Consider the following 20,052-nt stretch of genomic DNA (forward strand, 5'->3'; position numbering starts at 1 on the left):
AAGACTTAACGTCTGCAAAAATCGCCGCCAGGCAAAGGAAGATTGATTTAAAAACCGATAGACGACATCTTTACCTGGAAGATCGGCTCCGCGGTCACTTTCCAGAATTCGAAACCAGTTCTTTCCTTCAAAAACCAAGAGAGAATACGATTTGAAAAATTGCTAAACTGGAAAGACCAAAGGATTTAGAAATCCCCGCAAGCCGCAAGGTTTTCCCGATGTGAAGTGCAACAAAAAGTTTAGAAAAACGAGACTGTTCAGACAGGGAATATTGTTGTAACATAGGGTTACACACCTTTCTTGTTGGCATGGTTGATTCGACACTTCCATGATACCAAACAAGTGAGGTGTTTTTTGTCAATACAAGTAAATCTATTGAATTCTACTTACGTGCTCAAGGGTTTAAGCCTATTTTCCAGATGCGAAAGTTGAGTAATTAAGTACATGTCATTTTAATTTAAGAATTAACTGAAGTCGGTACCGTCAAAATCGAGGACTTAACATGAAGAGCTCAAGCTTTACATTAGCCTGGGCTCTTTTCTCCGTTCTCTAATTCATTGATATCAGATCAGTCAACGCGGATTTAGTGATAACTTTATCAAACTGCAATTGGACGCGATTCTTGTCCCTCAGCCAACCAATGCCTTAGTTGACAAATTTCTGCCACAGTCGATCGTTACGAAATAATGAAATCCATTGCATAATCGATTAAATCATCAAACTTTGACGGAAAATACCAAAATAATAAATTTAAAAATATGAAGTACACTATATATAGCAATCAATCCTAATTATTCCCAAAGAATCCTTATATAAGGAGGTGATAAATATGGTGGAAATTAATAGTCAAAAGCCAATTGGAAAAAAACTTTATGAACCAGTTAATAATGTTCAAAATGATCAACTTTTTGGAACAGGAGTACTAACTGGACAACAAGAAATGAGAAATGATAACTGGTCAATTATTTTGTGTTGCTGTTGTAGTTGTGGCTCTGGTGGCTCTTCACAAATTGAAAAAGATGCTGTTGGCGCAAATCTTTAACAAGATAGTTTAGGGGAGTTTTTACAAGAGAGGTGATAAATATGATAGAAATTAATAGTCAAAAGCCAATTGGAAAAAAACTTTATGAACCAGTTAATAATGTTCAAAATGATCAACTTTTTGGAACAGGAGTACTAACTGGACAACAAGAAATGAGAAATGACTGGAAAATCGTATTGTGTTGCTGTTGTAGCTGTGGTTCTGGTGGTTCTTCTCAAATTGAGACCTAAACTTTGTTGTTAGATATAGAAGAGAGAAGGTTGTTTTCTCTCTTCTATGTTTACGAGTAGGAGAGTATATAAAGATTAAAGTTAATTAATTGATTTTCAAATAATTTAATGCACAAAAAGAGGGATTATAATGTTAGAAACCCAAAAAAAAGATGAATTTCAAGTAGTGAACTTTATATACCATATTTTACCAAATAAAAATATGGTTTTACAAAATAAACACGGTATAGTTAATATTCAAAACGCTAAGATGATAGACGTGATAAAGAAACTGGACAAAATGACAAATAATAAAATCGATAAAGAATTTTTGGAAGTTTCTTTTGGGAAAAATACTGAAGAAGCAATTAATTTTTTATTACAGTATGGAATTATCCAAAATTTTCACAAAAAAAATTATGATATTAATTGTTCAAAATTTTTAACAAATAACAAAGAATTCCGATCTTTTATTAATTCGATAAATAGTATAAATACAAGCCCATTAGATATATCTTTGTTAGATAAACCACATATTAAATCCAATGATTTCGTAATGGTTTTTCTTAATCCATACGACAAAAAACTTGCTGAGGAGATAATTAAAGAAATAAAAGGAAATAAAAACTCAGTTTTGTTAATGAGTTATATTTATAATAATAAATTTTATGTAGATTCACCTTATTGTTCAGATTGGAAAAGTCCCTGCCATTTTTGTCATATGGGACATATAGAATCACAATTAAGAATTAGTGACACAAATGAGCTAACATATCAACAGTTAGTAGATATTTTATACCATGAGGATAATAAATTTAAAGTTGAGTATCCACTTGAAATAATTGAAATCATAAATATCACGAAAATCCTATTTGATTTATATGATAAATTCATTTTAAGAAAAAGCGGTTTTGTAATACAAAGTCATGAATCTTTACATGAAATAAACGAGTGTATCTCTTTTGATTTAAGGACAAAAATTAAAACAAAAGACATAGGTATTCACTGGGAGATGTGTGATTGTTATGAATAATATCAAAAAAAATATATCTAAGTATTGGGATTATCAATTAGATAATCTTTTGGATCAGGAATTATTTAATCAAACTATAAAATTTCACCAAAGCGGCGTTTACAAAAGAAAAAATTGCGATGTTTTCCCTTATTCAAGAGAACTATTAACTTGGTTGAAAAACAACGAATTTTCAGATAATATTCCCAATCACTTCTCATCGGAACTTAAGTTAGAAGTAAAGGCTAAAAAATTCCAAAACAGTCACAGGGATTTTTTAGGAGATCCGATGTCAAAAAAAGATTTCGATTCAATTATTTATAATTCATTTGGGAGAGATTTTGACTCGGGTTCAAAAAGATATCCTTCAGCTGGAGCATTATATCCAATTGTTCCTTTGATATATATATTAGAAAATAATGCAATAGAGGGGTTATCGAATTTGAGAGGTTGTTACGTTTTCGATACCTATGCACTAAGCTTAAAAAAAATAAAAGAATGGAGCACTGAGGAGTTTAATGATTTTTTATCAGTATTAAATACTTCAAATAAACAAATTTATTCTAATTTTGCAATAGGGTATGCTATTGATCTGAAAAAAGCCATCATTAAGTACAAACAAAGAGGCTATAGACATGCACTAATTGAAATTGGGTTAATGGCTCAAGCTTTAAGAGAGGTTTTAGTATCAGAAAAAAAGGGACTAGGTGAATTCTGTTGGTCTGGATTTGATGATAATGCATTAACTTACTTATCAGGCTTAAATCCTAGATTAATACCGATCTCATTAATTCAATGGTTTGGGTATAAAATGAAAGGGAAATGAAGATGATTCATATAACACGCAGTCTATCTCATTTTAACATACCATATAAAGCTTTTTTAAATGATAATTATTATAAAACTTTTTCTTATATTGGGAATTTTAAAATAGGAGAATATAAAGGACCGAGTGGTTGCAATTCGATTAGTAATAACAAAGTTTTATCTCTTAAGAAGAGTTTTTCAGAATCTCTAGAAAGAAGAGCTTTAATGTTAGGAGGATGTATAAATTCAAACGGAAAAGTTAACACATTTGATTTATTATCGAAAAACATTAATGAATTACCAATTGAATATAGTAAATATAAAGCTAGTAATCCTATGTGCAGTGACACAACTGGTACAGCAGCTCATACTAATAGTGAACAAGCTATTAAGAATGCGCTGTTGGAATTAATAGGGAAAAATGCATTGTTTTTATTTTGGTATGGAAAACAAGGGAGTATTTTAGATAGAAATCTTACTGGCTACGAATATGAAATACAAAAATTGCACAGAGAAGGTAAGAATTTAAAACTCTTTGTAAATACATATTTTTCGCCTGCGATAGCAGTCTTTGCTTTTATATTTGATGAGCATTGTATCTACGCATCAGGAGTGGGAACCAGTTTAGTTTTGGAAGATAGTATTACAGCAGCCATTGAAGAAGCATTTTTATTAAAATGGCAAAACGAAGTAGAGGATATGAGAAATTACAAAAAAGTATCAACTATTGATTATAAATATCATGGGGAATGTTTAAAATATTTAGAAGAATCATTTAAAGATACTTACATAGAGGAACCAATTAAGAATAAAAATGGAGGAGTTGATGAATTACTGCTTAGTTTCCCTACCTGGGTTGAAGAGTTACATGCTATTTTCTTAAGAAATAGTATAAAGAGCAATTTGAAAATCGTGAAGATTTTTTCAAAGAATTTAAATAACCATATTCCAATTAAACAAAGGATAAATGTTGATCAAACTATTAATAAGAAAACTATAAACTTAACAGAAAGTGATTTGTATAATATTCCAGATTGCATAATTATCTAAAGGGAGTTCAGATAATATGAAATTAAAAAATTATCATAAAGGAGAGCCCTTTATAGGAGACAGGTTCTATATTAATCGCTCTTTATTTTTGTCACAGTCTAAACAAGCCTATATATCTTCACCTTTAAACTCTTCATCCAATGGCCATAACTCGCATTTTGAGATTAATAGAGTAATTAAATCTGCTATAGGAGAATGGATTGAAAGAAACACTTTAGTTTCAAAAAATAAAAAAGAACTCCTTTTATCTTTTAATATGTTAAGTGGTGAACAAGAATTTATTAGCTCTGACAAAATATATCTTATTGATTCAGGGCAATTTAATGATTCATGCGGAATTGCTTCCCACTTAGATTCTAACTTGGCAATTACTTCAGCGTTTATGGAATTCTTCGAAAGACAATCTCTTGTATTTTCATGGATAACTAAAAAGCCAGCGAAGATTATTGATATAAAACATATAAAAAGTGAAAAAATAAATAATCTGTATAAGAAAATATTCGATTTTGTTGACAAATTATATATATTAGATATTTCACTACATTCAGAAATACATACAATTTTTATAATTGGATATGGAGAAGTACATAAAGCATTAGGATTAAGCGCAAATTTTGATTTAGAAAGAGCAATTGAAAATGCTTTGGAAGAAACTTTCCAAACTTTTGCTGACAGTTGGACAAAAAACTATATCAATGAGGTTTCAAATAATATCTATCAGAACAATGAGTTATACATGGATTATTATAGAAATATTACAATTGAATAATTTGTTAATGAATACCATTTTTTGTGGGAAAATGGAAATGAAATAGATGAGGAAGTCTATAATAAAAATAGATCCGAGGTTGATTTCTCAAAATCTATAGAGGCGATTTCATACGATCTTAATATAATTCCTTATTGTATCTATATACCTTGTTTTACTGATAATTTCAAAACGAAAATTGTTAAAGTATTTTCACCCAATGGTTATCCTCATATGTATCCAAAGATTTTTTCAGAAAAAGAGACAAAAATAGATTTTAATAAAAATATCGCAAACTTTCCTAATGCATATAGAATGATTCCTTTTCCTTAAAATATTGATAAGAGGGGTGTAATGAATGGAAAGGATAGTTTTCGAAAATGGTATCCGATTAGTAACGGATCATATAGAAAGTCATAACACTTTTTCTATGGGCATATTTCTACCGTACGGTTCGAAATATGAAACAAAGGAAGAAAGCGGTATATCTCATTTTATTGAACATCTTCTTTTTCAAGAAAACTATTATTTTAATAAACGTGAAATTAACGAATTGGTGGAAAACATAGGGGGCCGCATTAACGCTTTTACTACTAAGGAGTATATGTGCATTTATGTTGAATGTTTAAAAGAGTATTCAAGCTATGTTGCCGATTTAATATATAAATTAATTGCTTTTCCAGTGTTTAAACAAGAGGATATTGACCAAGAAAAAAAGGTGATTATAAATGAAATCTACTTGCATATGGATAATTATTATGAAGTTTGTCAACAAAATTTATTAACCGAAATTTGGAAAAATCATATGCTGTCTAGCCCTATTCTAGGAGATATAACAACAATTTCAAAAATGAAGAGTGATTATATCTCAAATTTTTATTTTCAAAATCTAAATCCGAGACAAATAGTCATTTCTGTATCAGGGAACTATGAGGGCGAAGTATTAACTATATTAGAAGAAAAATTTTCGGATTTGAGTAAAAAGGAAAATTATCGCTTAGAGAGTGCTCTTCCAGATTATAAATCTAGTAACGTGATAGCACAAAGAGATACTGCGCAGAACTTTATCATGATGGGTTTTCCCATGTTTTCTCATATGGATTCTAAACTTCTTGCTTTTATGATTTTCAATCAGTTATTTGGGATTGGTGCTTCTTCCATATTGTTTAAAGAACTAAGGGACAATCATGGCTTAGTTTATATGGTACATTCCTATCCACTTATATATAAAGAGGGGGGGCTATTTATAATCAGTGCATCTTTACCAAAAGTGAACGATACAGACTATCTTATTCAGGAAACTTTCAAAAAAATAAATCACTATAGAGACAATGGTATGAATAAAGATGAATTCAATACAAGTAAATTAAAATTATTAGGACAGATGGCGTTAGAATTTGAAAATACTAGGAATAGGATGTTAGAATTGGGTAAATATGAGTTTTTAGGTTTATATAGCCATTCAGAGGATGAGGGGGTCAAGGGGATATTCAAGCTAGTTAAAAAACAAGAAATTTCTAGTACTAATGAAGCAATATTTAAAACTTTTTCATACCCTGCCTCTATATCAATTATAAATAGCGTAACAAAGTCCGCAATCAGTCAATGTCAATGAACTATGAACTATACGTTTAAAAGTTCTATTTTTTATAGAGGGAGAGAATAGTGTGAGGAGAGTTTTCGGATTCTTTATATTAAATTTAAAAATGTTACTATTCGAAAAAGTGGCGTTTGTATGGTCGGTGATTTTTCCTCTTTTTATAGCATTAGTTCTACAGAGGAATATATTGGATTCCACTAGCAATAATTTAGATATCATTAAATATATTTTTTGGTTTTGGGCCTTTATTATCATCAGCACATTTTTAAATGGAATTGGACTACAATCAGCAAGACTTAAAGAAAGTGGATTATTAAAGACATATACTTTAATAGCAGGCAGCAAATATCCAATCATTTTCGGAATAGTCCTGACACAAGTTGCTTTTGCTATTTTAAGTTTAGTGCTTTTCACAACGATTCTAACGCTTATTTACAGTATATTTTCATTCAAATTATTGATGCTAATGGTTATCATTGTTATTATCTCAATACCATTAGCCTTTGCAACTTTTACCATAGCACTTTTACCTGTTCAGGTTTCCAGCATATCCACGATATTAAATATTCTCATATATCCAGTTTTTTTAGTTGCTATTAATGTCGATATAAAATATGCGGGTTTTTTGGAGATGTTTAATCCTTTTAAATTCATCTATGAGATCTCATTAAACATGGGTTCCTTGTTTGGAATGTTCCATCATGAATTTCTATATGTTCAGTTTTTTGTTCCGTTATTATTTTTTGGTTTTGTAGGGTACATAGCCATGAGAAAAATAAATTTACTATCTATGCTACAAAGATAGAGTTACAATAAAATTTTTATGTTTGAAACTAAGCTTTCCATACTTTTAGTATTAATCAAAGTGAGGATTATTGCTATGAATATAAAAAATCTTAAATATAAATATCCAAGAGGAAAAGATTTTGTGTTAAAGGATGTAACCTTCTCATTACATCCAAACAAGTTGAATGCAATTGTTGGAGTAAATGGTTCAGGCAAAACAACGATGTTTGACTGTATAACAAATGTTCTGAAACCGGAATCAGGAGAGATAAATATACCACATGTAGAGGATATACTATATGTGACCCAAAGTCTCTTCTTTTCACCTGTTATTAAAGGAAGAGACTTTGCAAATTTTGTTAAGCGAATAGATAATAAAACAATAGTAAAAGAAACGGGTTACTACACAGAAAAAATGTCGCAACGTGAAAAAGATTTGTTTGAACATTTGTGGGAATTAAGAATTGGGAAAATGTCTATCGGGGAAAGAAGATGGTTTTTTACCCATCTTTTAATTATGATTGACCGTTCAATATATATCTTCGATGAGCCAACAAGTGGAGTAGACCCCGCATCTAGAAAAAAAATTCATAAATTAATTGGGAATCTTATACAAGAGGGTAAGACTTGTATTATATCTACACATCAACTTCAAGATTTAATGTATCTAGATTGCCACCTAATCATACTTAATAAAGGAAAGATTACTTATGAGGGGGATTTTAAAGAATGGTTACATATAAATAACTCAAATAATCCAGATGAGGCATTTGAAAATATGCTAATTTCAAATATGTAAGGTTATTGAAACATGGGTGTACGAACTCATTGCGTCGACTTAAACACGCGTCGTTTCGTTTTTTTTTCTGACTATCTATAGCCCTATCCCCAGGTTTCCACTATGTTTCCTCCAGCCTTTGGGTCAAACTTTAATTGCGCTAGAAATTAGGCGAAATGGGGGAGAGAAGGCTCGGAAACCTTGTGGCTGTAAGGCGGAGAGAGGTGAAGGAAAGGTGACATGGATGAGACGACTTTTTAAGGCTTTAGACAAATGCCAGAGTTGAGGTGATTCAGGTACTCCTTGTTTTCCTCAGATTTTTTCATGACGGGATAGCGCTTAAAGAAGAAGTCGTTGCAATTTGATACGAACGGACGCGAGACGACGTTTCACGATGGTGACAACTGAACAGGAGTAAAATGTTAAAGCCCTTCTTCTAGCGAAGGGTTTTTATATCGTTTATACTGGTAGAGCCAATTTACTTTCTAGGAGTTGTCTGACGAACTATGAAAAAGAAAGAAGTCGCACATATACGCAAGCAATTTAAGATAAATAATAATTTGATGAATATTGAAGATATTCTCAACGTGTACATTATGAAGGAAACCAATGAAATCTATCACTGGGAGCCAGCCTGGCACTAAGGTGTCATTGCCATAAAACTGCCGCGAAATACTGGTAGTCAGGCTTTAGGAACATAGGAGGATACATGTCCTGGAGCAAATTAAAGCAACAACTGGAGAGCTTTCTCTCTCCTGCGTTACTTGGTAGGGTCGAATACCGGGCAACCAGTTATCGTTATCTACCTGCTAAATCCGGACAATGTCATTAAGTTAAGCCCAGAGACAACACCGAGAATAAAATGGAATCCGAAACGGCATGGGAAAAAGCCCTGTGCCGTTTGTTTTTTTGTGCAAGCAAGGAAAAAGCGTACAGCAAACAAAGCGGATGGAATATCCGCTTAAAAAATGTTCATGGGAACCGAATTATGCTACTCTGTAGACGAAGCTACCGTTATACGGACAAGTAATAAAAAAATTTGGTGTTACATGGCAGAATTCAACACAGTCAGCTCAATAGTGAGAGTATCCCAAAGTATATGTTTTGAGCCCCCCATTATTCAGGTAGTGCTTTCTCATTTTATTAAAGATGAATAAGTGGCTTATAAAATGGAGACGATCGGTTCTGTGGCATGTGTGAAAAGGGTGTTTCGCTCATCAAAAGGAGGCCAAGATGAACGAAACAGCATTAGAGCTTCAGTTATTTGAGAACTTAAAGCCTGAGTTAACATCGTTCTGTTACAGAATGCTAGGATCCATCGATGACGCAGACGATGCTGTTCAGGAAACCTTTATTCGTGTTTGGCAAAGTTGGCATTCATTCAGGCAGGATTCCTCATTCAAAACATGGGTTTATCGTATTGCATCAAACTTATGCCTGGACAAGCTAAGACAAGCCAAACGCCGCACGCGTCCCATTGACCTATCCGACCCAGCGGTACTCATCGTCGAACTCCGCGAAAAGTTTCCTGACTCAGCTTGGATTTGGCCTGCCCCTGATTTCTCGGGGAGTCCGGAAGATATTTTCATTCGCAAAGATACCCTTAAACTCTGTTTTATTACACTCTTACAGATCTTACCTCCCCGTCAACGTGCGGTTCTTATTTTGAAGGATGTATTCGAATGGTCCTCCAAACAGATCGCAGAAACTTTAGGAATATCGCCGGCAGCGGTTAACAGCGCCCTGCAAAGAGCCAGAGAAACGATGAACCGAGCGAAACTTCATTCTAACGAGTTTAGCATGATGGATGTCGAACCTGATCGTGAGCTGCTATCACGGTATGTGGAAGCCTTCGAACAATTTGATATCAATGCGCTGGTAGCGTTGTTTCATGAGGAGGGCCGTCTGTCAATGCCGCCTTTCGCAAGGTGGGTACGCGGCAAAGACGATTTGTTCAAGTTTTTTGCGCTTACACGCTGGCATTGTGAGGGATCCCGGTTTTTGCCGATTACGGCGAATGGGGGTTATCCTGCTTTCGCACAGTATGTGCCAAGCGGTGAAGACTCCTACTTGGTACCCTGGGGTATTCACATTATTGAAATAAAGGACAAGCAAATATACCACGTCCAAAATTTCATTAACACAAAATTATTTTCCCGATTTGGGCTTCCTGCACAAATACACCGATGAATATCGTAATCTAATTTCGTCTAAATAAATGAGAAACAAAATTACGATTATCAAAGATAGAAAGGATGATAGTTCATGCGTAAAATCATTCTATTCATTCACAGTACTTTTAATGGAGTTGTCACTGGCGACCCAAGCGAGGACAAAACCAACTGGGCGGTCTGGAGAAATAGCGCCGGCATTGAGGAAGGTTCTCAGTATCTATTAAATATTTTCGAAACAGCTGATACCATTTTGCTTGGCCGTGGAACCTACGAAGACCTCTCTAGAAAGTGGCCGACTATTCGAGGGTCCAAACGGGACGATGGAGGTTCAAGCCTGGTGATAAGATAAACAACGCCCACAAACTAGTTGTAACCAGCGCCCGCCCGCTCGACAATCTAAAATGGGGAGAATTTGAAGCTCCAAAACAATTGACCGGCAGTAATATAGAAGAGCAAATTAAGGACTTAAAAAATGGTGACGGTGGCGACATTGTTATTTTCGGTAGTCCAACGCTCGTGCGATCACTTGCAAACGCAAATCTTATTGACGAATATCAGATAGTCATGCACCCGGTTGTGGTCAACGTAGGTGAGCATTTGTTTGACAATCTTAAAGAGCAGAAGGAATTCCATCTCGTGGACGTCAAAACACTTAAGATTGGTTCTCTCTTGGTAACCTACAGACCCGCTAAAGCTTAGCTCAACCGGGCAGATCATTACTGTTAACACAAACAGCTACGTGTTCAACTAATGATTCGAGGATGGTTTTGGCACTAAATAGGTCGAAGACGTCCTGCCAAGTTTTAATGGTTCGCATGTAATCCCTTTTTAAAAAAATGACCCCCTCGAAAAGGAAAAGCAATGTCATTAAGTTAAAATGGAATCCGAAACGGCATGGGAAAAAGCCCTGTGCCGTTTGTTTTTTTGTGCAAGCAAGGAAAAAGTGTTCAGCAAACAAAGCGGATGGAATATCCGCTTAAATAATGTTCACCGGAACCGAATTATGCTACTCTGTAGACGAAGCTAACAGATGATTTCGAGCGGATTTTGCGCGTATTCTTTTGCCCTGGGCGAATGGGTCGAATCGGCAAAATGTTTTTGCGAATCAGCGCTTCAACGTCGGGCGGGGGCACATTGCCTCGTGAGCGCAGGAAATGTCTACATACGTGAACGGCAACCGTGAAGTTGACGTGCCGTTTATCCATTTGGGAAATGACGACGTGCGAGGTCATCCTTTCAGCGAAATTGTACAGGATCATTCTTGCGAAAATCTCTTGGGTGATGGACTCCCGTCTCTTTGCATGAAAACTCGTCAGACCTACGGTGTATTTTAATGCCCTGAAAGAGGTTTCGATGCCGTTGCGATATGCAAATCCGAACCATCAACGGCAAGCAATCGATACCCTCGGTAGTCCTTGATATTCGTATACGATTGTGTAAATTTGTGAAACAAGAATTCCACAGCAGACGGCAGGATTTTATTGCGCTGCTGTACAAAAGCAGAAGTGGTTGCGGTGTTTACATCATAACCCTGAGATTCCAGGAGTTCCTTATAGAGGCTGTTGCCCCCCATGGAGATCAGGAGTTGCATAACCGTTTCAAAGGGCAGCTTTTTCTTTCGGGTAAAATCTTTTTCAGGGTTTTTGATATAAGGTGCTGGTGCGGCTGCCATTTCTCGTATGAGGGATGTCAGCGTTTCTTTTAGCTTATTGACGTACTCATTCATTGGCGAAACCTCCTCGTTTTTTCAAGGGGCTTCGCCACACATTCCCATCCGCTTGTCAAGTTCTTTTTTCTTTTGGCCCTGTGCCTTAACTTAATGACATTGCCCGGCGAGGGCATTCTTTTTTTAGGCACCAAGGAACATGTTCATGTCATCTTCCACATTGGTAATGCCGCCGATACCGAAGTTTTCCACGAGGACTTTGGCGACGTTAGGCGACAGGAATGCAGGGAGCGTAGGGCCCAGATGAATATTTTTAACGCCAAGATATAGTAGGGCAAGCAGCACGATAACCGCTTTTTGCTCATACCAGGCAATGTTATAGGAAATCGGCAAATCATTAATATCCTCAAGGCCGAATACTTCCTTCAGCTTCAATGCAATCACGACTAGGGAGTAAGAATCATTACATTGACCAGCGTCCAGGACCCGCGGAATACCGCCGATTTCGCCTAGATCCAGTTTATTGTATTTGTATTTGGCACAACCTGCAGTTAGAATGACCGTGTCTGTTGGAAGTTCAGCCGCAAAATCGGTGTAATAGTTGCGGGATTTCATCCGTCCATCGCAGCCGGCCATGACGAAGAAGCGGCGGATTGCCCCGGATTTCACGGCATCGACGACTTGATCGGCCACATTCATCACAGCGGCATGAGCGAAACCGCCGATGATCTCACCCGTTTCAAGTTCCGTTGGAGCGGGGCATCCTTTCGCTTGCTCGATCAGTGCGGAGAAGTCTTTGGGAGCACCGTCTTTTCCTTCTGGAATATGGCGGACACCCGGAAACCCAGTGTTGCCTGTTGTATATATACGGTCCTTGTAACTGTCTTTCGGCGGAACGATACAGTTGGTCGTCATTAATATCGGTCCGTTAAAGGCTGCGAATTCGCTATTCTGCTTCCACCAGGCATTCCCGTAATTGCCTACAAAATGCTCATATTTCTTGAATGCCGGATAATAGTGGGCAGGCAGCATTTCACTATGCGTGTACACGTCCACGCCGGTTCCTTCCGTCTGCTTCAGCAGCTCCTCCAGATCCTTCAGATCATGACCGCTGATGAGAATGCCGGGCCGGTTTCTTACCCCGATATTTACCTTCGTAATTTCCGGATTTCCGTAAACAGAGGTGTTCGCTTCATCAAGCATCGCCATGGCGTTTACGCCGTATTTACCGGTTTCCATCGTCAAAGCTACCAGATCTTGCACTTCAAGGCTGTCGTCAAGCGTGGCGGCAAGCGCACGGCGCATAAAACGGTTTAATTCGTTATCATCCTTCTCCAGATGAAGCGCGTGGTACGTATAAGCAGCCATCCCCTTCAAGCCGTAAGTAATTAATTCGCGCAGCGAGCGGATGTCTTCATTGCCGGTCGAGAGGACACCAACCGTACGTGCTTTTTCATCAAAAGAAGCTTCGTTATCCGCTTGCCAGACGGCAGCATCAGGGAGATTGGCGGTTCCTTCCGGATATTGTTCGTTATAATAGGTGCGCACCTCGCCGCGGAGCTCTATCGCTTCCCGGACTCTTCCCACAAAAACCTCGCGGTCAAAGTTGGCGTTCGTAATCGTTGCAAACAAGGAGTCCATAATAAACAGCGATACGCGCTGTTCAAGCACCTCCGGCAGCCGGACATCCAGACTGAGAAAAGAGATGCCTTTCAGCAGATAAATCAGCAAATCCTGCAGGTTTGCCACATCATGCGGTTTGCCGCATACTCCGACAATGGTGCAGCCTGTTTCTTTTGATGCTTCCTGACATTGAAAGCAGAACATGGACGGCTGATGCTTTAAGGTCTCTTGGGCGTTGTTATTCATTGTTTCTCCTCCAATTTCGTGATTATTTGTCGTAAGGTCAGTATAAGATTGCCTCGCAATTGGACTGTTGAAGACAGTATACTTCGCTCCCACAACCGACATAGTGATTGGAATCACAATTTCTTAAGTAGTGAGTTTAATCACAAACCTGGTCGGTTTCTTCTTTTAAACTGGAATTAATGATCTAAGAAGAAATGAGGAGAGCACATGTCGATTTTACCCCGAAAGAATGAACTGGGATTTTTCGAGATCCGTCTCGAATCCATCGGCGGGCTTGGCGCCAATCTGGCCGGAAAAATGCTGGCCGAAGCTGGGGTTACCGGCTCCGGACTTAACGGTTCGAATTTTTCCAGCTATGGTTCGGAGAAAAAGGGGTCGCCGGTGAAGAGTTTCGTAAGGTTCTGCGATCCCGAGGTGGAAATCCGAGATCACAGTCCCATTGAGCAGCCGCATGTCGTCGGCGTATTTCATGAAGCATTGTATAAGACGATAGATGTCATAAGCGGATTACAGCCTGATGGAACGGTGCTTGTGAATACGGCTCGAGACCTTTCCGAAGTGGCCGTGGATCTGAACATGACGCAGGGAACGCTGGCCGTAGTTGATGCGCTGAAAATTTCCGTTGAGGAAAAAACCAAAGTGAATACGGCAATGCTGGGGGCTTTGTTCCGGATTTGCAGCTTCCTAAACCCGGACGATATGCGGCAGGTTATTCGCACAACATTTGAGAAAAAGCTGCCCCACCTCGTGGAGGCGAATTTGCGAACCTTTGACAGAGGATATAACGAAGTCCAGTTCCTTTCCTTGGGAAATGGCTCAGAGCTTATAGACCCAATCGCTTTCGCAAGACCGCAGCCGATTCTTGGATATGCAACGCAGGAGCTGGGCGGGATTCTGAACGTTACGGCGAACAGTGTCCTGAAGGATCTTAGCGGCTCCCGGCAGGGATATTTGCCAGAGTACAAGATCGAGGACTGCATTCACTGTGCCGCGTGCGATACGGTATGTCCGGATTTCTGCATCGTGTGGGAGAAGAAACCGGATAAGCGCGGCAACATGCAGATGTTTATGAAAGGCATCGATTATCAGTATTGCAAAGGCTGCTTGAAGTGTATCGAAGCTTGTCCGACCACCGCTTTAGCTGCCATGTTAGAAGAGCCGTATTATGCGGAGCAGCATCGTGTGCCGCAATCATTTCCCTATTTAACTGCGGAGGGAGTCAGATCATGAATATGCAAATTCAAGAAACAACGGAGAACAAGCTGGCGGCCGCTCAAACGGCAGTCTTCGAATCGGGCAACGAAATGGCTGCCATGGCGGCTGCCCAGATTAACTATCACATTATGGGTTATTTTCCGATTACACCTTCTACGGAAATCGCCCAATATCTTGACATGATGCGTACACGCGGCGAACATGACATCAAGCTGATTCCAGCTGACGGCGAACATGGATCGGCGGGGATTTGCTACGGTGCGGCCGCAGCCGGAGCACGGGTATTCAATGCTACCAGCGCGAATGGTTTCCTGTATATGATCGAACAGCTTCCTGTGCAGGCGGGCACACGTTTCCCGATGGTCATGAATTTGGTGACGCGTGCGGTCAGCGGACCGCTGGATATTCGCGGTGACCATTCGGATCTTTACTACGGTCTGAACACTGGCTGGGTGATTTTGACCGCTCGTTCACCGCAGGCAGTGTATGACATGAATATCATGGCGCTGCGTATCGCGGAACATGAAGACGTACGCCTGCCGGTCATTGTAGCTTATGACGGATTTTTCACATCGCACCAGAAACGCCGGGTACAAATATTTACGAACCGGGAAACCGTTCAGGAGTTTGTAGGGGAAAAGGCGCCTGAATATCCACATGTGCTGGATGAGAACAACCCGATCGTTGTTGGGGCTTATATGAACGGCGACGATTTGATGAACAACCACTTCCAACAGTCAAACGCCATGTACCGTGCGGGCGAGGTGTTCGAGGAAGTGGCAGAGGAATACGCAGCTTTATCCGGAAGATCCTATTCGCCGCTTGATCTGTACCGAATGGAAGACGCGGAGGTTGCTTTATTCCTGCTCAATTCGGCGGCCGAATCCTCCAAAGACGTCGTGGATCGGCTGCGGGCGAGAGGAATTAAAGCGGGCGTAATCAGTCCGAATATTCTCCGGCCGTTCCCGGCAAGAGAAATCCGCGAGGCGTTGACAGATGTCAAAGCACTACTGGTTGGCGAACGTGCCGATTCTTACGGTGCACACGGGGCCAATCTGACCCATGAGGTCAAAGCGGCCCTGCAGGAAATCCGTGGTCCGCAGCCTATTGTGCTGTCCCGCATATTTGGTCTTGGCGGGAAAGACTATTACGCGGATGACGCGGAAGCTTTTTTTGCCTTGACGATCGAGGCAATGGAGCTCGGTTATGCCAAAGTGCCGTTTGATTATTACGGCCAAACACCGGGAGCTGAGGAGCAAAGACTGCAGCCGGTCATTGCCCCGATGAATGGAGACAGCGTTAAATCTGGCCTGATCACCGTAAAGGTAGATGAAGAGACAAGTAAATTATCCGTTAAAGTGCCGCCGATGCGGGCGCTTGCCGCGAAACCGAAACGGTTTGCTTCCGGTCACGGAGCTTGCCCAGGTTGCGGTATTTTCCCGGCGCTGGAGCTCTTTTTCAAAGGGATTGAAGGCAATGTCGTTACTTTATTCCATACCGGCTGCGCTTATATCACAACAACGGGTTATCCGTATAACTCGCATAAGCAGAGCTTCATTCATAATTTGTTCCAGAACGGACCGGCTACTTTATCCGGCACGGTAGAAGCGTTCCTTGAGAAGAAACGCCGCGGGGAAATCGAGGTTCCTGAGGATTTCACTTTTGTGATGGTGACCGGCGACGGCGGCATGGACATCGGGATGGGTTCGGCCATCGGGACGGCGCTGCGGGGCCATAATCTGATCATTCTGGAATATGATAATGAAGGCTATATGAACACCGGTGCACAGCTTTCGTATTCTACACCATTAGGGCATATGACCAGTACGTCCGGTGTCGGCAATCAGCAGCAGGGCAAAGCGTTCCATCACAAAGATACGGTACAAATGATGGCGGCGGCGCATATTCCGTATGTATTCACAGGGACGGAAGCATTTCCGCAGGATCTTGTGAAAAAGGCGGCAAAAGCGCAGTGGTACGCCCAGAATGTAGGTACTGTCTACGGCAAGCTGTTGATCACATGCCCGCTGAACTGGAAATCGAGCGACAAGGATGGGGAGAACATCGTCCGCGCGGCCGTGAATTCAAACTTCTTCCCACTGTATGAAGTAGAGCAGGGAGAAACGAATATTACGTACGATCCTGAAGCGAAGAAAAAACAGGTGCCGCTCAGCGACTGGCTGAAATATATGGGCAAATCAAGACATCTGCTCAAGGAAGAAAACAAAGAAATGCTTGGCGAATTTGAAAAAGAAGTGGAGCGGCGCTGGTCGATTCTGAAAGCGAAACACGAGAACCCACTGCTATAAAATATTCAATTCAGCATACTAGGATTTACAGCAACGGAGCGGGCATTGTCCCGCTTCTTTTTTTGTTTATAAATTAACTCTGACATGCTTAGTTGCACAAGATGTGGCTGATATGGGGATCAAAGTTAACGCTGTTTGTCCGGGCAGGGTGCAAACGGATATGGGAGGAGCAGATGCACCCCAAACGATTGAGGAAGGAGCAGATACGGCTGTTTGGTTGGCGCTACTTGGCGAAGATGGTCCTAATGGAGGCTACCTTCGTGAACGCAAGCCAATTGCTTGGTAGATTTTTTGAACTATAAACTGAGGTTAGACAGTCAACCAAGGGACTTGTATCCCTTGGTTTTTTATATTCTCATTCGTTATCTATGGTTTACGGAGTTTGCGGTCTAGCCTCATGGAGCAAATGGCTATGGAGAACTATAACCTAAGAGGGACTTTTTAAGTTATAATAATAAAAAAATCAAGAAAAAACGTGGGAGGGTTGATCATGCAGAGATCCTGGTACAAGCGTCTATTGCTCTCCTATATGCCCATTTTTGTTATTGTGATTACCTTTATATTTTTTGTTTTCTTTCAGCTGTTCAGCGAACAGAGCCGGCGGGAGGCGCTGAGCGCCAATAAATCGCTTTCTTTGCAAGCGATGCGCATGGTGGATACGTCTCTGAAGGTGATCGACAATATGATCGTTCTCGAGAGCATCAACAGCAAGGCCTTAAATGATTTTTTTAAAGCATCTGCCGCAAGCGATCCATATATCAATATCCAAGCTGTTAAGAAGCTCAAGGAGATTATTAATTATTATCCCTTGATTGATTCGATTTATCTGGTGAGGAATTCGGACGGCTATGTGCTCAGTGATGCCACGAATGGATACATAAGTACATATCCGGACCATGAATTTATCGAGCAATATCAAGTATCAAAAACGCCGAAATGGACAGGCGCGAGAAATTTTGAACAATTTAAAATGAAAGGCGGCAAACAGGTGGTCAGCCTGGTCAGAGGATCGCCTTATATGAAAAACGATTTTGGCATGATCGTTATCAATGTGAGTGCGGAATCCTTGAACAAGCTTACCAAAGAGATGCTGGATTCCAAGATGAGCTTCATTCAGGTTGAGGATGCTTCCGGAAATCATTTGTTCGGCACCTCCATGGATCGTCCGCCATCCCAAGTCAATTCCCAGTATGTATCAAGTTATACAAATTGGAAATATGGCAGCGGTTTGTTGAACAACGGTTTTGTAAGCGCTATCTCATATCTGTATAACCTTTGGTTTATCATCGGCCTTGGCATGATTGCCATCGGTTTCATATGGATGATTTATGTTTCCAGGCGAAATTCCAAGCCCATTGAGGCAATCGCCGCCCGATTCAGCAGCTATTCGCTTCCGGTAGTGAACGGAGGCCGGCGGAAGGGGAAGCCGGATGAATTTGCTTTTATCGAATCCGCCTTTGACAACATACTGGAACAATCCAAGGAATATCAGCAGAAATATCGTGAGGACCTCCATGTCAGGACCCGGTATATGTTCCGCCAACTGATCGAAGGGGACTCGCATCTGTCTGTTTCCGAATGGAAATCGGAAGCGGCTCGGCTGAATTTGCCGCAACCGCTGGATCGATATCGTATCCTCATCCTTGAAATCGATAAGTATGGCGATTTCTGCCGGGATTATTCCAAGACCGATCAAGATCTGCTTAAATTCACCCTGCGGACGGTTGTGGATGAGATCGCTTCAAAAAGGGACTGTCGGCTGTGGTCGGAATGGACGTCACCTTCCAATCTGTCCATTATGCTGTTTGAAGAACGGGATCAGGACAAGTTCGAGGAGGCCGTACTGGTCCCGGTTGCAGAACAAATCCTTGCATGGACGCACCAAAACTTGAAATTTACGATTACGATTGGCATAGGCGGATGCACAGATCAGATTGGCGATATTCCGCAATCTTATAAAGATGCGATGCAAGCCTTAAAGTATAAAATCGTGCTCGGTGAAAATCGGCTGATTCGAAGCGAGGATATTTCGAGCCATGGCATCGTCGAGGTCTATACGCATTTGGGAGAAATCCGCTCGATCATCCAGTCCTTCAGAATGCTGAAAGATCATTGGAGTGATGATTACGATAAATGGTTTGAACAGCTGAAGAACAGCTTCCTGACCAATGATGAAATATTCAGCTTAATGAATTACCTGATCTATTATATCGGCCGCGAAATGTCGGTACTGGGCAAGGGAATTTACAACAAGTGGATACAGGAGGGATTGCCGAAGCTGACAGTAAAGGTAGACAATTCTTACTCCTTGGAGCAGCTGAGACAGGAAATCAAACAAGTGCTGACAGATCATTATGAACAGATGAAACAGATTCAGGATGGAAACCAATACTCCAATATGATCAGAAACATATGCAGCCTAATCGAGCGCGATTATGCCAATCCGGATCTTTCCCTTGAAATGCTGGGGGACCAGTATCAGCTGAATGCCAAATATGTAAGTAAATTGTTTAAGGAAAACACCGGACAAAGGTTCGTTGATTTCCTGATCGATATCCGAATGAAGGAAGCGAAGCGGCTGCTGACGGAAACGGATTATTCCGTGCAGGAGATTGCAGAGCGGGTCGGATACGCCCATGCCATTTCGTTTACCCGCGTTTTCAAGAGGACGGCTGGAGTTACTCCGGGTGAATACCGGAATAGCAGGAAGGCACAGCAGCGTGGAGAAAATGATTCAGCAGTAGAAAACGGTTAAGGCGGCGATCATGCATCGTCGTCTTTTTTGAT

At 40.2% G+C, this 20,052-nt stretch carries 18 protein-coding genes and 4 pseudogenes; 18 read left to right on the plus strand and 4 right to left on the minus strand.

The window, feature by feature from the left end; genetic code table 11:
* Positions 1-283: pseudogene (locus J7E85_RS35095) on the minus strand (IS4 family transposase); the annotation flags it as partial.
* Positions 284-829: 546 nt separating this feature from the next.
* Here J7E85_RS35095 and J7E85_RS05080 point away from each other — a divergent pair.
* From J7E85_RS05080 to J7E85_RS05140, 14 genes and pseudogenes are all read left to right on the plus strand, one after another.
* Positions 830-1,042 carry a hypothetical protein gene (locus J7E85_RS05080; RefSeq protein WP_215155664.1) on the plus strand — a complete coding sequence of 71 codons (213 nt, stop codon included), beginning with the start codon at positions 830-832 and terminating at the stop codon, positions 1,040-1,042.
* A 41-nt stretch (positions 1,043-1,083) separates the two neighbouring features.
* Positions 1,084-1,272 (plus strand): hypothetical protein, encoded by a 189-nt coding sequence (locus J7E85_RS05085; protein WP_215155666.1) that lies wholly within the window; start codon positions 1,084-1,086, stop codon positions 1,270-1,272.
* A gap of 130 nt (positions 1,273-1,402) precedes the next feature.
* Positions 1,403-2,284, plus strand: a complete 882-nt coding sequence (locus tag J7E85_RS05090) for an McbB family protein (protein ID WP_215155668.1) — start codon at positions 1,403-1,405, stop codon at positions 2,282-2,284.
* Positions 2,277-3,089, plus strand: a complete 813-nt coding sequence (locus J7E85_RS05095) for a nitroreductase family protein (RefSeq protein ID WP_215155670.1) — start codon at positions 2,277-2,279, stop codon at positions 3,087-3,089. Before J7E85_RS05090 ends, J7E85_RS05095 begins: the two co-directional genes overlap by 8 nt.
* The gene (locus J7E85_RS05100; protein ID WP_215155678.1) at positions 3,086-4,120 is read left to right on the plus strand and encodes a YcaO-like family protein; all 1,035 of its coding nucleotides are present in this window, start codon (positions 3,086-3,088) and stop codon (positions 4,118-4,120) included. The genes J7E85_RS05095 and J7E85_RS05100 overlap by 4 nt, the downstream gene beginning before the upstream one ends.
* A 16-nt stretch (positions 4,121-4,136) precedes the next feature.
* Positions 4,137-4,889 (plus strand): YcaO-like family protein, encoded by a 753-nt coding sequence (locus tag J7E85_RS05105; RefSeq protein ID WP_215155680.1) that lies wholly within the window; start codon positions 4,137-4,139, stop codon positions 4,887-4,889.
* 337 nt (positions 4,890-5,226) lie between these two features.
* A complete protein-coding gene (locus J7E85_RS05110) occupies positions 5,227-6,483 on the plus strand; it encodes a M16 family metallopeptidase (RefSeq protein WP_215155682.1) in 1,257 nt (418 codons plus the stop codon).
* A 52-nt stretch (positions 6,484-6,535) separates the two neighbouring features.
* Complete coding sequence (locus tag J7E85_RS05115; RefSeq protein WP_215155684.1) at positions 6,536-7,273, plus strand: hypothetical protein; 738 nt, start codon at positions 6,536-6,538, stop codon at positions 7,271-7,273.
* Between the two features lie 18 nt (positions 7,274-7,291).
* Positions 7,292-8,053: an ATP-binding cassette domain-containing protein gene (locus tag J7E85_RS05120; RefSeq protein ID WP_251035489.1), complete on the plus strand. Its 762-nt coding sequence runs from the start codon at positions 7,292-7,294 to the stop codon at positions 8,051-8,053.
* A gap of 485 nt (positions 8,054-8,538) precedes the next feature.
* Positions 8,539-8,661 (plus strand): annotated as a pseudogene (locus J7E85_RS05125) (DUF4317 family protein); the annotation flags it as partial.
* A gap of 80 nt (positions 8,662-8,741) precedes the next feature.
* A pseudogene (locus tag J7E85_RS35100) lies at positions 8,742-8,861 on the plus strand (SF0329 family protein); the annotation flags it as partial.
* Positions 8,862-9,262: 401 nt separating this feature from the next.
* Positions 9,263-10,222: pseudogene (locus tag J7E85_RS05130) on the plus strand (sigma-70 family RNA polymerase sigma factor); the annotation flags it as partial.
* 75 nt (positions 10,223-10,297) lie between these two features.
* Positions 10,298-10,555 (plus strand): dihydrofolate reductase family protein, encoded by a 258-nt coding sequence (locus J7E85_RS05135; RefSeq protein WP_215155739.1) that lies wholly within the window; start codon positions 10,298-10,300, stop codon positions 10,553-10,555.
* Positions 10,495-10,905 (plus strand): dihydrofolate reductase family protein, encoded by a 411-nt coding sequence (locus J7E85_RS05140; RefSeq protein ID WP_215155694.1) that lies wholly within the window; start codon positions 10,495-10,497, stop codon positions 10,903-10,905. The genes J7E85_RS05135 and J7E85_RS05140 overlap by 61 nt, the downstream gene beginning before the upstream one ends.
* A 302-nt stretch (positions 10,906-11,207) precedes the next feature.
* Here J7E85_RS05140 and J7E85_RS34770 read toward each other — a convergent pair whose 3' ends face one another.
* The 3 genes from J7E85_RS34770 to hcp all read right to left on the minus strand — a co-directional run bounded on the left by J7E85_RS34770 (position 11,208) and on the right by hcp (position 13,741).
* Positions 11,208-11,561, minus strand: coding sequence for a hypothetical protein (locus J7E85_RS34770; RefSeq protein ID WP_353049467.1), 354 nt, complete (start codon positions 11,559-11,561; stop codon positions 11,208-11,210).
* Positions 11,537-11,932 carry a hypothetical protein gene (locus J7E85_RS05145; protein ID WP_215155696.1) on the minus strand — a complete coding sequence of 132 codons (396 nt, stop codon included), beginning with the start codon at positions 11,930-11,932 and terminating at the stop codon, positions 11,537-11,539. Before J7E85_RS05145 ends, J7E85_RS34770 begins: the two co-directional genes overlap by 25 nt.
* A gap of 123 nt (positions 11,933-12,055) precedes the next feature.
* Positions 12,056-13,741 carry a hydroxylamine reductase gene (gene hcp / locus J7E85_RS05150; RefSeq protein WP_215155699.1) on the minus strand — a complete coding sequence of 562 codons (1,686 nt, stop codon included), beginning with the start codon at positions 13,739-13,741 and terminating at the stop codon, positions 12,056-12,058.
* Positions 13,742-13,948: 207 nt separating this feature from the next.
* On the opposite strand from hcp, the gene J7E85_RS05155 reads away from it, so the two are divergent.
* The 4 genes from J7E85_RS05155 to J7E85_RS05170 all read left to right on the plus strand — a co-directional run bounded on the left by J7E85_RS05155 (position 13,949) and on the right by J7E85_RS05170 (position 20,020).
* Positions 13,949-14,971: a 2-oxoacid:acceptor oxidoreductase family protein gene (locus J7E85_RS05155; RefSeq protein WP_215155701.1), complete on the plus strand. Its 1,023-nt coding sequence runs from the start codon at positions 13,949-13,951 to the stop codon at positions 14,969-14,971.
* Positions 14,968-17,265, plus strand: coding sequence for a thiamine pyrophosphate-dependent enzyme (locus tag J7E85_RS05160; RefSeq protein WP_215155704.1), 2,298 nt, complete (start codon positions 14,968-14,970; stop codon positions 17,263-17,265). Before J7E85_RS05155 ends, J7E85_RS05160 begins: the two co-directional genes overlap by 4 nt.
* Before the next feature lie 112 nt (positions 17,266-17,377).
* Positions 17,378-17,551 (plus strand): Rossmann-fold NAD(P)-binding domain-containing protein, encoded by a 174-nt coding sequence (locus J7E85_RS05165; protein ID WP_251035490.1) that lies wholly within the window; start codon positions 17,378-17,380, stop codon positions 17,549-17,551.
* Positions 17,552-17,755: 204 nt separating this feature from the next.
* Entirely contained in the window at positions 17,756-20,020 is a 2,265-nt protein-coding gene (locus J7E85_RS05170) for a helix-turn-helix domain-containing protein (protein WP_215155706.1), read from the plus strand.
* Positions 20,021-20,052: the final 32 nt, after the last annotated feature.

It is taken from the genome of Paenibacillus sp. ISL-20 (assembly GCF_018613005.1).
Lineage (GTDB): Bacteria > Bacillota > Bacilli > Paenibacillales > Paenibacillaceae > Paenibacillus_AQ.